This is a genomic window from Nitrospirota bacterium (assembly GCA_040756155.1).
Taxonomy (GTDB): Bacteria; Nitrospirota; Thermodesulfovibrionia; order JACRGW01; family JBFLZU01; genus JBFLZU01.
Map to the genome: position 1 here is coordinate 1 of JBFLZU010000061.1, position 12506 is coordinate 12506.

A 12506-nucleotide genomic window follows, 5' to 3' on the forward strand; every position below is an offset into this window, starting at 1 on the left:
AGAGTATCCTTGCCTGTAGGGGTATTTCTTCTCCCTTGAGTCCATCTGGATAGCCTTTGCCATCAAACCTCTCGTGATGCCCCCTTATCCATGGTATTATGTGCCTTAACTCTCAAAAATGGGACGGTTCTATTTTCTTGACAGTGACAGTAAAGATAAAAGATGATAGATTTATCGTATGCCGAGGACAGCAAGCATAACACCAAAGGAATATGTATATCACATTCTAACAAAGGGGAATAGCCGAGGAGAAAATAGAACCGTCCCATTTTTGGTTCCGAGAATCTCTTTATGAGTTCCGACTGCTGTTATAAAAAGTCTTTTCCCCTCTCTGTAATATGTTGCCCTGTAATTCATCGTTATGCTGAAAGCCCACTCATCTGTTCCAGCAAGTTTTTCATTTCGGAGGCTTGGATAAGAAGGGTTCTGAAGAAGTCTTTCAACCTGCTCCCAGAACTTCAATCGGATCTCTCGTGGAAGATTGTTAAGCGATTTAATTACACTTTCAGGGATTACAAGTTCAGTCCCCAAACAACTTCCTCGCTTCTTTGACAGATTTAAATCTCCTGTATTTCCCTTCTCTTAATTCTCTCCTTGCCCGATTCACCTGCTCCTGCCATTCTTTAGTCCAGTACCAGGATTGTTCCCTCGGAATTTCGATTACAGGACGAATGACTATCTCATTTCCCCTCGCTATTACCTCTACCTTTTCGCCAACCTTTAATGGTATAGCCTCTCTAACTTTTTCAGGGATGGTCACCTGAAATTTTTCCTTAACCTTCACCGTTGTTGGCATCTCAAACCTCCAGATCAATTAAAGTATAACTTTATTGAAAGTAATACTACAATTTAATAAATTTGTCAAGTTATCCATTTATAGAGTGCCTCTGCTAAATGTTTCATCTTTTCATCGGATAATGATACCTCACCTGATAGTATCGCCATCAGTGAATTAGCTGACTGAACCATATCCCTGTATCCAGCAATCTTCTCAGGGGTTGTTATGGTTTTATCCTTAAGTGCCTCATAGACAGGACACCATTTAAGGCATTCTCCACACCTGACGCATGCATCAAGCTCAACGAGTTGTATTTTTGAAAGATCCTCTGTGATTTTATTTTTTGATGTCTTCATCTATCATCTCCTCTGAGCTGCAGCCCATGTGGTAATCTGTGATGCAAATATATGAAACCCTTTTGAATAAGGGCATAACTCTTTTTGCAAAGAGACACTCCCTTGAAAATGTATACCTTATTACAAAATAGATAATCCCCCAGAAACCCTTTTCACGGATAGGGTCTGATGGATCATCAGTCCCCTTTGTCCATATAGAGACCCTTCTCCAGAAACTAAGTAAAAAAAGGACAATTGTTGTGACTGCAATAACATAGAATATCGTCTTTAACTCCGAACCTATACCCCAGAAGACCTCTCTGAATATCTCATTTTCCAAAGTTTAATTTCACCTCCTTCGGGACTGCAATACCGAGTTCTACCTCTATTGCCTTTATTATAGCCATCGGGACAGGACAACCTGTATGTTTTACCCTTTTTGATGCAGAGATATATATAGGTGAATCACTAATATTCTTTAAGAGTTTCTTCCAGTTAGAGTCTTTAATATCATCCTCCATCAATTTCACCCTTTCACAATCCGTATCTAACATTATATTGAGATGGGTTTTATCAAGTCTTTCTACAGTAATACCCACAGTGTAACCACAGCTACCAGCATCGAGATCTGCCTTTGTCATATGAAAAACCCCTTTTGAGCGATATATGAAATCTTTGGGTTTACCAGACTCTGCGAAGCGAAATGTCCGCAACTTCGATTGTCTGAGCCCGAAGGGCGAGTTTTCGAAGTTGCAATGGAGCGAGCAGTAGTCTGGTAAAAGATTTCATCAAAAAAGCGAAAAAGTGGTTTTTCAATACCTTTATGCACTAATCTCCACATCTCTTTTTAATACCTTTTCAAGGTGCGGGAATGCATCCTTCATATGTGGAAAATGCATCGCCTCCACAAACTCCTTCTGGAAGTTCGGGTCAACCGCTATCTCAACGAAGTTGACTTCCCTTGCCTTCTTGTCTGCTTCGTTACGCTTATCTACATTGAGAAGCGCTATGCGTGCACCATCACCTGCAGCATTTCCTATAGCATAGACGCTGTCAATATCACAATCAGGAAACATCCCCATGATCATTGCAGATTCTTTATTGATATAACTACCAAATGCCCCGGCAAGTATCACTTTATCAATCTTCTTAATACCAAGTTTATGCATCAGTAGTTTAGCCCCCGCATAGAGTGCTGCCTTTGCAAGCTGTATAGCCCTTATATCAACGATGCTTACAGTAATATCTGTTCCGATCGAGGTTTCATCCGCCCACGCTATAACAAACTCAGGTTTACCTTCGCTGTCTTTTCTGAATCGTGGAGTATTCAAGTCCTGGTTGAAGTTTCCGCTTTTCGTAATAATACCTCTTCTAAACATCTCAGCAACTGCATCTATGATACCTGAGCCGCATATCCCTTTTGCATTTGCCTTCTCAAGGTGTGTGTGCCAGTCTGCCTTACCGATTACTTTAAACATTACCTCCTTCGTATCAGGATCAATCTTTACATGTTCAATCGCTCCTGGTGCTGCCCTCATTCCAAATTTGATCTGCGCCCCCTCAAATGCAGGCCCTGTTGCACATGAGGTAGAATATATTTTCTCTCTGTTTCCAAGTAGTAATTCACCGTTTGTCCCTATATCAATTATAAGTTCCATGCTGTCCTGATTATACGGTTCCTCAGCGATAAGGACACCTACATTATCAGCACCAACAAAACCAGCCTCTATTGGAAGGACATGGATATAGGAAGATTCATTTATCTTTATTCCCATATCCCTCGCCTTGATATTCAATGAAGTCTGCACTGCGGGTATAAAAGGGACTTTACCTATATGTTCAGGATTGAAACCAAGAAATATATGATGCATTGCGGTATTAAAGACGATTGTCATATCAATTACATCTTCATTTCTACATTTTTTACCTCCCTTATTACATTCAAGCGACTTTACCGCAGAGGTAATAATATGATTCAATCCGTCTATGATAGCCTTCTGCATCTCAGCAAGTCCATCAGGATTCATCATTGCATAGGTTATCCTTGACATCACATCTTCACCATATGGAACCTGGGGATTCATCATAGATTCTGTGCTTAAAACCTTTCCTGTTATGAGGTCGCAAAGATAACCTACAACAGTAGTTGTTCCGACATCCACTGCTATACCGTATGTATCTTCAATAAAACCAGGTTCTACCTTTATGATCTCCCTATCCATCCACACAGAGACGGTTATCTCCCATCTTCCGCCTCTAAGGGCATCCTGTAGTTGCACCAAAACAGGATAGTCTATGGCAGTTATATTCAGACCGTACCTCTCTTTCAATGCTGATATTACCCTCTCTGAGTCTCCGACCGTCAGGTCGTGAAGTGTTGGAGGTATAAGTTCTATGTGATATTTCTTCACAGCAGGCATTAATGCTATAGCCCTCTCTGTTGCTGTCTTTCTTACTACCTGTTTCCCTGCCCTGCTTTTCTCAGGGACATATATCTTCACATCACCATATGTCTCTGTTGCACAGGCTAAACGAACATTTGGACCATCCTCAGGCTTTATGAACTTTTTCTCGTTATCTGATAATAGGCTGAGGTGTGACATCCTTGAGTCTATGGCATCTTTTTCAAAATAGCCTTCATCTATCCTCACCTTACATTTTCCACATGTTTGCTTACCACCACAGACAGACTCAAGGTCAACACCGAGTTCCCTTGCTGCTTCAAGGAGAGTCTTACCTTCATCAATTATTCCCCTTCTTCCAGATGGCTGAAATATAACCTTATGTCCCATATTCTCTCCTGTAAACGATGCTGCTTGTATTTGTTGTCTTTTTTCTCTCTTCTGCGAGAAATTCGAGAATTTCCTTTCTTACTCTGTTAAGTTCGGGGCTTGTTCTATCCCGTGGTCGTGGTATATCTACCTTCAACGCTCTCCCTATTCCAGCAGGTCTTGAAGTCAAACATATAATTTCATCTCCAAGAAATACAGCCTCATCCACATTATGTGTAACAAATATCACTGTCTTTTTTGTCTTCTCCCATAGGTGGAGAAGCACTTCCTGCATATAATTTCTTGTCTGGCAGTCAAGCGAAACAAATGGCTCATCCATAAGCAAAACCTTTGGTTCAACCACTAATGCCATTGCCAGAACCACCTTCTGTTTCATACCACCCGAGATCTCTTTTGGATAAAATTCTCCGAAACCATCAAGTTCAACAAGTTCGAGCGATGCTATCGCCTTCTGTCTTCTTTCCTGTCTCTGAACACCTGCAACCTCAAGCCCGAACTCAACATTCCTGAGCACAGTCCTCCATGGAAGGAGTGCAGGTTCCTGGAAGATATGTCCGATTTCTCTTACTGGTGCTATTATCTCTCTATCACCAAGAATAACCTCTCCTTTAGTAGGTTTATCGAGGCCTGAAACTATTCTTAAAAGGGTTGTCTTACCACATCCGCTCGGACCGATTATACATATAAACTTACCCTCAGATACGGTGAATGATACGCCTTTTAAGACATCAATACTCTCACCTTCAGTGGTACTATTAAACGACTTCCAAATATCTTTTACCTTAAGTTCCATCCGTCCTTCTCACTGTTCACTATTCACTGTTCACTGTATTTTTTATTATCTCCACCTCAACACCCTGCCTTCTATCTTTCTTATTAGTAGATCCATACCGTATCCTATTAACCCAATAACAACCATGCCTGCTATAATCTGGTCAGGTCGCTGTATATCCCTTGCGGTCATAATCATATATCCAAGACCATATCCGCTCTTGATACCTGTAAACTCAGCAGCCACAAGTGTCATCCACCCAATCCCTACTGCAATCCTTATCCCTGTAATAATAGACGGCATAGCACCCGGAGTAAGCACCTTGAGAAAAAGATCACCCTTTTTAGCACCGAGTATCATTGATGATTCGATAAGCCTTATGTTAATAGATAACACCCCTGTTATGGTATTCAGAAGTATAGGGAAAAATGCACTAAGGAATATAATAAATGACGCAGATTTATCTCCGATACCAAACCAGAGTATCGCTATAGGGACCCATGCAAGTGGTGGTATTGGTCTTATCAACTCAACAAATGGACGGAGAATGTCCCTCACCAAGCCCCAGTAACCCATGAACATCCCGAGAGGTAAGGCTGTTATAAGTGCTATTGCTACTCCACTTAACACCCTTTTCAGACTACCGAGACAGTGCCCTGCAAGATTATAACCTGGTGGAAGACCTTTAATAAGAAGTTCTATGAGACCTCCGATTATACTTAAAGGAGAAGGCAATCTATTCTCTGGTATAACTCCATAAGAGGATACTACTTGCCAGATAATGATAGCTATAAAGACTGGAATATACTTGAATGATTTATAAATCTGACGCAAAGCCCTCCGTTCTCCCTAACATAAATGAACAATTATCAATGATGAATTATCAATTGCAAATTGTTAATTGTTATCTGATACTTGATATATTGCAAAACCCCTACCTAACCTCACTAATCGCCTTCATCTCCATATATACATCAATAAAAGTATCTATATTTAAAGGCTTTATGTATCCAAACTTAATAAGATACTTTATATATTCCTTTATATCCCCTTCATTTATAAAATAATGATACTTAATATTCTTCATCGCCTGCCGTATAGTTGCCTCATCCATCCCTGTAAATTTCATGCCAATCCTGACAGCCTCATCTAAATTCTTATTGATGTGTTCTGTTGCCCTGACATGAGCCTTAAGAAATGCCTTAATTACATCAGGGTTATCCCTGTAAAAGGTGCCCTCAACCGCAACAACACAGCAAGGATGGCCCTTCCATATCTTAGAGGACGGGATCAGAGTTCTTCCAATACCCATAGTTATAGCCTTTGATGGATGTGGTTCCCATGCTATAAAGGCATCTATCTGTTTTGTATCCAGTGCTGTAATCATCTCAGGAGGCTTTATCACGATTATATTTACTCTTTTAGGATCGATCCCTTCTCTTTCTAATGCTTTTCTTAATAGAAAGTCCTGAACAGTCGAATAACCAGGTATAGCAACAGTCTTTCCTTTAAGGTCTTTAACAGTCATTATTGTTGAATCCTTTCTGACAATTATAGCAGAACCTTCAGTGTTAGCCATTGCTACTGCCTTAACATCTGCAAATTTATTAGCCACACCAGTAATACTCGGTGCAACACCAAGGTATCCAACATCTATGCTCTTTGAAGCAAATGCACTCATCTCTTCTGGGCCAGCCTTGAATATACCTGCCACTTCAACTTCAATCCCTTCATCTCTGAAAAAACCTTTATCAATCGCCACCCACACAGCGAGGTGATGAAGGTCATTATGCAGATAACCGAGACGAACCTTTTTGGAAGATGCCATTGAAAACCCTGTATATAATATAACGAGTAAGATTGATAAAATTCCCAAAATTTTTCTCATAAGAACCTCTTCCTCCTTAATCCTTTAATCCTTATAACCCTTAACTTCTTCTCGCATCTTTCTCAAGGAACTAATCATGTTTACTGCATCCTTGAGTGCGTTTGTTGCATCCTTTGCATAGCCATCAGCACCCCATCTATCAGCAAGGTCCTTTGATAGCGGTGCACCACCAATCATTATCTTCACATTGGGATTCCTTGCCTTTATCTTATCAATTACCTTCTTCATTCCAACCATTGTGGTAGTCATCATGGCTGAAAGACAGACAAGGTCTGAATCTGTCCTTAATTGCTCTTCAACAAACTTATCAAGTGGAACATCCTTTCCAAGGTCATAAACCGTAAAGCCTGCGATATCAAACATCATCTTGACTATATTTTTCCCAATATCGTGCACATCTCCTTCAACCGTTCCAATCACTACCGAACCCTTTATACCTATATCTTTCTTATGAACATGTGGTTTGAGTATATCAAGACCTGCGTAAAGGGCATCTGCACACATCAAAACCTCTGGAACAAAGTATTCCTGGCTCTCAAATAGCTTACCAACCTCTTCCATTCCAACCACAAGACCATTAAAGATCGCCTCATAAGCATCTATACCATTGTCAAGTACCTCCTGCGCTGCCCCTTTTACCATATCTTCATCGAATTTCACCACGCCTTCAGCTAACCGTTTAAATAATTCTTGCTTTTTTGATTCTTCCACTGTCCCTCCTCCTCTCAGTCAACGCTGAACCTCCTTTGCTGTTCTGACTATCATTCTCATATTCTCTGCGGGTGCGGTAGGCCATATATCGCACCCAGGCCAGACTGCATCTACCCCACTCTTTATGGATGTGATAACAGATGCCTTTATATCATCTATACTTCCAGTAACAAGGACATTATAGGGATCAATATTACCAAAGACAAATGCATCTTTGCCAAGTCGCTCTCTCGTGAGCGTAATATCATTCTTCTGTTCAACACTTATGGCATCTGAACCGCATTCTACCATATATTCGACTATATCATTCGTCTTACCACAGATATGCAGCACAGATGGGTGTCCAATATTATCAAATATCCTTCTTAGATGAGGCTGTATCAGAGATTTGAATGTTCGAGGATTGAGCACATCTGATGTAGCACCCATTTCTCTAACAGTGATATAGTCTGCACCGGCATCCCTGAATATCCTCGCAACACCGATTGACACATCAGCAAGAGATTCAAGCATCTGGTTTACGAGTGCCTGTTTCTTGAAAGATAATTTAAGAAGGTCGTTTAACTCCATTATCTGCCCTGCGAGTGTGAATGGACCAAGGACATAAGAGCCAATAGCTATTTCACTACCAAGTTCAGCCTTAAGTTGTTTTATGGCACTTACCACAACAGGTATCCTGCCTTTATCGTTGAGACTATCGGGAACTACGATTTTTGTCATGTCCTCTTCGTTGCTTATTATCTTCTTTTTTATTGTGGGATAAAGTATATCCTCTGAATGTGGATAGACATTTATCTCGCACCCTAATACCTCTGCCTCAACACAGAGGTCAAATGGAACAACTGCACATTCAAAACCATAGAGTTTATATGTTGTAGCGGCTGCCTTTGCCATCGCATCTGCGTCACCGTGTAATGCTGCAAAGCGAAGGTTATACATACTCAGTCCTGCAACCGTAATATTCCCCATTCCGCTGAAACAGGGAACAGGCTCTATTCTCTCACCATCAAGCAATCTCATCACTCTTTCTCTCGGACCTAAAGCCATTAATGAATACCTCCTCACTCCACACTAATCATAACGCAATAAACTAAATCCCAATAACCAAATCACAAATTTCAAATAAATTACAATAACCAAACACTGTTTGATTATTGGTGCTTGGTCATTGGTTATTATCACATTATTTGTATTATATGGGGTAATCCCCTACCCCTTAATCCTTAATCCTTAATCCCTAGCCCCTCCCTCTTTCATCTTTTCTACAAAGTCAGCATAGAATCTATTTATAGGTAAACTACTATCTTCAGATACCCAACCTGTCTCATCGTAAACAAGTGTAGAGAGCATGATATGAGCTGTTGCAACAGCAGGGAATATCCTCTTTGCAGATACAAGTGGTCCATAAAATAAAAAGTCACTCCATAACAGGGCACTGATTCCATGGGCTGCAGCATCCATTGCAGCGAAGCCATCCTTACCCCACACCTCCCTTGCCTGTTTCCACATATATGTACCATTTGAGGTAGCACAGCCTGCTGGTAACCCGAATTCTTCCTTAATAAGATAATTGGCTATGAGCGAAAATGTGATTGCTGGAAGATTCATAACGGATGTATCCACTAATATTGTCTTAAAATTAGCGTCACCAACAAGATCGAGCAGTCTTCTTAAGGAGGTAATTCTTCCTCTCGGTGTCTGATCCTTATCATCGAACGCCTGAAGCACTACATGTTTTATGCCTAACTCCTTTAGTTCGGCAATCTGTTCTGGGATATCTTTATCCCATGGGGTAATACCGTTATATAGTAGTCTATCCTGAAGCCCGAGACTTGCAGCATATCTTGCAGAGGCAAGCCTTATCTTAGAGACCCATATATCAATTGCAAATGGCATATCTGTAATTTCTATGAAAAAATCTATGTATGCCTTCATCTCATCAACAGAGTTTGCAACCATCGCAATCAATCCTGGAATGCCTGTCTGCGATGTCAGTTCTTCCTGACGCAGTATATATTCCTTTGCCTTATCCTTATCAAACTGTGGTCCCTTTCTGTCTATTAAAAGCCTATCCCCTTTTTGAAACAGTGAGGCTATCAAAAGTGGAGGATTTTCTCCTGGCTGACCTCCAACCTTTATATTACCGATATTAAAGACCTTCTGTTCTTTATCGAATCGGAACAATATTTGCCTCCTCCAATGTCACCCTGAATTTATTTCAGGGTCTCGTGTCTGTAGATTCTGAAACAAGTTCAGAATGACAATTCACGATTCAATGTTGGGCGAGGCTTTGCCTCGCCCGCATTCACTTTTCACTCCTCACTTTTCACTGTCTTTAATATACCCCATGGTCAAACTTCGGCTGTGGCAGATATTCCCACGGTTCACCTTTTGAGTATTTATCAGCAATATCTAAGGTCTTTAATGCATATTCAAATGCATAGGGAATCCCTGGGCCACCCGGGACGAAACCTGCCCCGATCATACCTACAGCAACCGCTTCAAAAATCTCCATCGTAGTTGCACCTGCTTTTATCGCAGGAATCACATGGATCAGGCACCTTGGAGAACACCATGACACTCCGATAGCAGTAAACATCAATTCCTTCATCTTCTTGGAAATCGCTCCATCACCAAATATTGTGGCATAAAAATCAGCAAATGTCTTTCCTGGCTCAGGGGTGACCGTATTTATTATCTTAAACATCCTCGGTAAAAACCCCATGAGGTCTTCCATATATTTATTTACCTCTTCGGTAGTCATCTTCTTCTCTGCCATTTTCCTCCCCTCCTTTTCTTTACCCCGTTAGAAAGAATAAATAGTTAGCGAGGAGCTCGAGTCCCCACCCGAGCTTTCTAACGGGGTAAACCAAAAAGCCAATCAAATATTCCCATCATCCTACCTCCTTATCAAGACTATTAAAACTTACCACCCCCTTTCGGTATAATCTGTCATTCTGAGCCCTTCGCTTCCTGTCATTCTGAGGGGCGTAGCCCCGAAGAATCTCCTTCAGTCGCTCAGGATAGACTCCGCGAAGAATCTTGATTTGAGACCCTTTTCTTCGGCTCAGGGTGACACTAAAGAATCTAATTAAGTTTCCATCCCCTCGCAATATTTACAAATGTCTCGACATTTTTTACTGGAACTGTAGGCGGTATATCACAGCCTGGCATCAAAACAAACCCACCCTCAAGTCCTGCAGTCTCTATACATCTTAGGCATACCACCTCTACATCTGAAGGTGTTCCATTGTTTAGTACCGCTACAGGATTAACATTCCCGGCAAAACATATCTTCCCTGAGAGTTCAGCTTTCGCCTTCGCAATATCTACCTTATGATCCAGACTTATACAGTCAGCACCCATCTTCGGGAAGAGGTCAAGCCTGTCTGATGTATCACCACAGATATGCACAAGAACCTTTACACCTTTTGTCTTTGCCCATGAGGTAAACTTCTGTAGATAAGGAAGTGCAAAGTTCTCAAACTGTTTTCTCGAGATGAGGTCTCCAGAGGCTGTTGGATCAGCAAGGCTTATCATTTTTATAATACCTCGTTCTACAAGGTCGGCATAAAACTTTATGTTTAGGTCCGCAGCAAAATCAACAACCCTTTTCACAAATTCAGGGGTCTTAAATGTCCCCCGCATCATCCTCTCTACCCCAAATATCTGTGCACCCAAAGTAAAAGGACCCCATGCGGTAGCAGTGACAACAAACTCATCACCTATTGCCCGCGAAACCAACTCAGTAGCCTCCCAGATAGCTCTTACGGTTGCGCTATTTTTAAGTCCCTCAAGGTCAAGTCGGTCGAGATCACTTTCTGTATCAACCAATGGTTCTTCGAGGTCTGGGGCACCAATCTCTCTATATTTAATCCTTCCACCGAGTGCGGCTGCATGGAAATTATTATACCCGGAACCAACATAAACAATATCCGAAAGTGATTTTCTTGAAAAAGAAATGATCATATCTGCCATTCCTTTTGCATCCTCTGCAAGGGATTTAAAAGAGTTTCCTGTATTATACATCGTAAACATCCCACCCCCGAAAAGGGCTACGGGAACCCGTTCTGGCTTACCAAGCTCAAATGCTGTAAATATTACCTCCTTTGGTGTCATAACACACCTCCGCATTATCTTTCTTAAAATATTTTAATAAGATTTTGGGGTTAGATTCTGTCAGGAAGGCGACAATTTGAACTGTTTAGGCGACTTGATTCTCTTTCCTCTTTACTTCAAACTTTGTTCCTACATGTTTTGCAAGCAACCGGAGGTCCTTTATCAGTATCTCTTTGTTTGTCAAAATGATAAGCCCTTCGTCTTTAAGGTTATTGAGAGCCTCTGTAACTGTCTGTCTTGATGCACCTACGAGGTCTGCAATAGTCTGGTGGGTTAATTTAAAGTTTATCTTTACAAAACCATTTTCACAACATTCACCTTCCTGTATAGCTATCTTCACAAGAAGGTGTGCCACCCTCGCCTCTACATTTCTCACAACTGAGTGTTCTATATATATCTCTTTTTCGAGAAGCCTTTTCCCGAGAAATTCTATTATCTTTATGGCGATCTCTGGATTTTCATTTATCATGGTAGTAAGCAGGTCTTTCTTAATTGGATATATGGTCGCATCCTTGTATGCCCCTGCGAAGCAAAACCTGCATTCACTACCATATATCTCTGCCAGGCCGAATATATCCCCCGGATATCGGAGTGACATGGATGTCTCTTTACCTGTAACAGTTATACTGAAGATCTTAACTATGCCATTGGAAACAAGGTATATACAATCACTTTTGTCTCCTGGACCATATATGAGTTCATTCTTTTTGTAAAAGAGCGGCTTTATCTCATTGAGGTATTTTGGATCTATAATTTTTCTGAAATCTATGAGGGTATAATACCATGGTTTTTCCATTTTAATTCTCCCTGTCATTTACTCTACAATCATGTATAATCCATGTCAAGACAATAAAAAATCCCGGCAGCGACCTACTTTCCCATGACCTCACGATCATAGTATCATCGGCCCTGGAGGGCTTAACTTCCGTGTTCGAAATGGGAACGGGTGTTTCCCCTCCGGTATAGCCACCGGGAAAAGTGATTTCTGGTGTAGTGAGGTATCTGAGGTAGTGGGTAGTGGTCAAGCCTCACGGCTGATTAGTACTGGTTAGCTAAGCGCCTTACGGTGTTTACACATCCAGCCTATTGAACTGGTAGTCTACCAGTAGCC

Annotated in this window: 16 protein-coding genes and 2 rRNA genes; all 18 read right to left on the reverse strand. The window is 41.2% G+C overall.

Annotated elements, in window-relative coordinates; all coding sequences use genetic code 11:
* On the reverse strand, positions 1-100 hold a 100-nt coding region (locus AB1488_06155), incomplete at its 3' end, for an HD domain-containing phosphohydrolase (protein ID MEW6409680.1).
* A 119-nt stretch (positions 101-219) separates the two neighbouring features.
* Positions 220-531 (reverse strand): hypothetical protein, encoded by a 312-nt coding sequence (locus AB1488_06160; protein ID MEW6409681.1) that lies wholly within the window; start codon positions 529-531, stop codon positions 220-222.
* Positions 521-796: an AbrB/MazE/SpoVT family DNA-binding domain-containing protein gene (locus tag AB1488_06165; protein MEW6409682.1), complete on the reverse strand. Its 276-nt coding sequence runs from the start codon at positions 794-796 to the stop codon at positions 521-523. The genes AB1488_06160 and AB1488_06165 overlap by 11 nt, the downstream gene beginning before the upstream one ends.
* 65 nt (positions 797-861) lie before the next feature.
* Complete coding sequence (locus AB1488_06170; GenBank protein ID MEW6409683.1) at positions 862-1134, reverse strand: 4Fe-4S dicluster domain-containing protein; 273 nt, start codon at positions 1132-1134, stop codon at positions 862-864.
* Positions 1115-1453, reverse strand: coding sequence for a hypothetical protein (locus AB1488_06175; protein MEW6409684.1), 339 nt, complete (start codon positions 1451-1453; stop codon positions 1115-1117). Before AB1488_06175 ends, AB1488_06170 begins: the two co-directional genes overlap by 20 nt.
* Complete coding sequence (locus AB1488_06180) at positions 1443-1754, reverse strand: hypothetical protein (protein MEW6409685.1); 312 nt, start codon at positions 1752-1754, stop codon at positions 1443-1445. The genes AB1488_06175 and AB1488_06180 overlap by 11 nt, the downstream gene beginning before the upstream one ends.
* A gap of 180 nt (positions 1755-1934) precedes the next feature.
* Complete coding sequence (locus AB1488_06185; GenBank protein ID MEW6409686.1) at positions 1935-3905, reverse strand: ASKHA domain-containing protein; 1971 nt, start codon at positions 3903-3905, stop codon at positions 1935-1937.
* The gene (locus AB1488_06190) at positions 3895-4698 is read right to left on the reverse strand and encodes an ABC transporter ATP-binding protein (GenBank protein MEW6409687.1); all 804 of its coding nucleotides are present in this window, start codon (positions 4696-4698) and stop codon (positions 3895-3897) included. Before AB1488_06190 ends, AB1488_06185 begins: the two co-directional genes overlap by 11 nt.
* 45 nt (positions 4699-4743) lie before the next feature.
* Complete coding sequence (locus AB1488_06195) at positions 4744-5511, reverse strand: ABC transporter permease (protein ID MEW6409688.1); 768 nt, start codon at positions 5509-5511, stop codon at positions 4744-4746.
* A gap of 100 nt (positions 5512-5611) precedes the next feature.
* Positions 5612-6565: an ABC transporter substrate-binding protein gene (locus AB1488_06200; GenBank protein ID MEW6409689.1), complete on the reverse strand. Its 954-nt coding sequence runs from the start codon at positions 6563-6565 to the stop codon at positions 5612-5614.
* 24 nt (positions 6566-6589) lie between these two features.
* Positions 6590-7276 carry a corrinoid protein gene (locus AB1488_06205; protein ID MEW6409690.1) on the reverse strand — a complete coding sequence of 229 codons (687 nt, stop codon included), beginning with the start codon at positions 7274-7276 and terminating at the stop codon, positions 6590-6592.
* An 18-nt stretch (positions 7277-7294) separates the two neighbouring features.
* Positions 7295-8323, reverse strand: coding sequence for an MtaA/CmuA family methyltransferase (locus AB1488_06210; GenBank protein ID MEW6409691.1), 1029 nt, complete (start codon positions 8321-8323; stop codon positions 7295-7297).
* A gap of 183 nt (positions 8324-8506) precedes the next feature.
* A complete protein-coding gene (locus AB1488_06215) occupies positions 8507-9460 on the reverse strand; it encodes a tetrahydromethanopterin S-methyltransferase subunit H (protein ID MEW6409692.1) in 954 nt (317 codons plus the stop codon).
* 151 nt (positions 9461-9611) lie between these two features.
* Positions 9612-10055 carry a carboxymuconolactone decarboxylase family protein gene (locus tag AB1488_06220; protein MEW6409693.1) on the reverse strand — a complete coding sequence of 148 codons (444 nt, stop codon included), beginning with the start codon at positions 10053-10055 and terminating at the stop codon, positions 9612-9614.
* A 308-nt stretch (positions 10056-10363) separates the two neighbouring features.
* Positions 10364-11395 (reverse strand): uroporphyrinogen decarboxylase family protein, encoded by a 1032-nt coding sequence (locus AB1488_06225; protein ID MEW6409694.1) that lies wholly within the window; start codon positions 11393-11395, stop codon positions 10364-10366.
* An 85-nt stretch (positions 11396-11480) separates the two neighbouring features.
* Positions 11481-12191 (reverse strand): Crp/Fnr family transcriptional regulator, encoded by a 711-nt coding sequence (locus AB1488_06230; protein ID MEW6409695.1) that lies wholly within the window; start codon positions 12189-12191, stop codon positions 11481-11483.
* A 61-nt stretch (positions 12192-12252) separates the two neighbouring features.
* A 5S ribosomal RNA gene (gene rrf / locus AB1488_06235) occupies positions 12253-12369 on the reverse strand.
* Positions 12370-12412: 43 nt separating this feature from the next.
* Positions 12413-12506: ribosomal RNA gene (locus AB1488_06240) — 23S ribosomal RNA — on the reverse strand; the annotation flags it as partial.

Bases quoted from the DNA above. Each gene is read 5' to 3' on its own strand.
- AB1488_06225 (MEW6409694.1), bottom strand. From the start codon at position 11,395: ATGACACCAAAGGAGGTAATATTTACAGCATTTGAGCTTGGTAAGCCA.
- AB1488_06220 (MEW6409693.1), bottom strand. From the start codon at position 10,055: ATGGCAGAGAAGAAGATGACTACCGAAGAGGTAAATAAATATATGGAA.
- AB1488_06180 (MEW6409685.1), bottom strand. From the start codon at position 1,754: ATGACAAAGGCAGATCTCGATGCTGGTAGCTGTGGTTACACTGTGGGT.
- AB1488_06230 (MEW6409695.1), bottom strand. From the start codon at position 12,191: ATGGAAAAACCATGGTATTATACCCTCATAGATTTCAGAAAAATTATA.
- AB1488_06190 (MEW6409687.1), bottom strand. From the start codon at position 4,698: ATGGAACTTAAGGTAAAAGATATTTGGAAGTCGTTTAATAGTACCACT.
- AB1488_06185 (MEW6409686.1), bottom strand. From the start codon at position 3,905: ATGGGACATAAGGTTATATTTCAGCCATCTGGAAGAAGGGGAATAATT.
- AB1488_06200 (MEW6409689.1), bottom strand. From the start codon at position 6,565: ATGAGAAAAATTTTGGGAATTTTATCAATCTTACTCGTTATATTATAT.
- AB1488_06210 (MEW6409691.1), bottom strand. From the start codon at position 8,323: ATGGCTTTAGGTCCGAGAGAAAGAGTGATGAGATTGCTTGATGGTGAG.
- AB1488_06165 (MEW6409682.1), bottom strand. From the start codon at position 796: ATGCCAACAACGGTGAAGGTTAAGGAAAAATTTCAGGTGACCATCCCT.
- AB1488_06170 (MEW6409683.1), bottom strand. From the start codon at position 1,134: ATGAAGACATCAAAAAATAAAATCACAGAGGATCTTTCAAAAATACAA.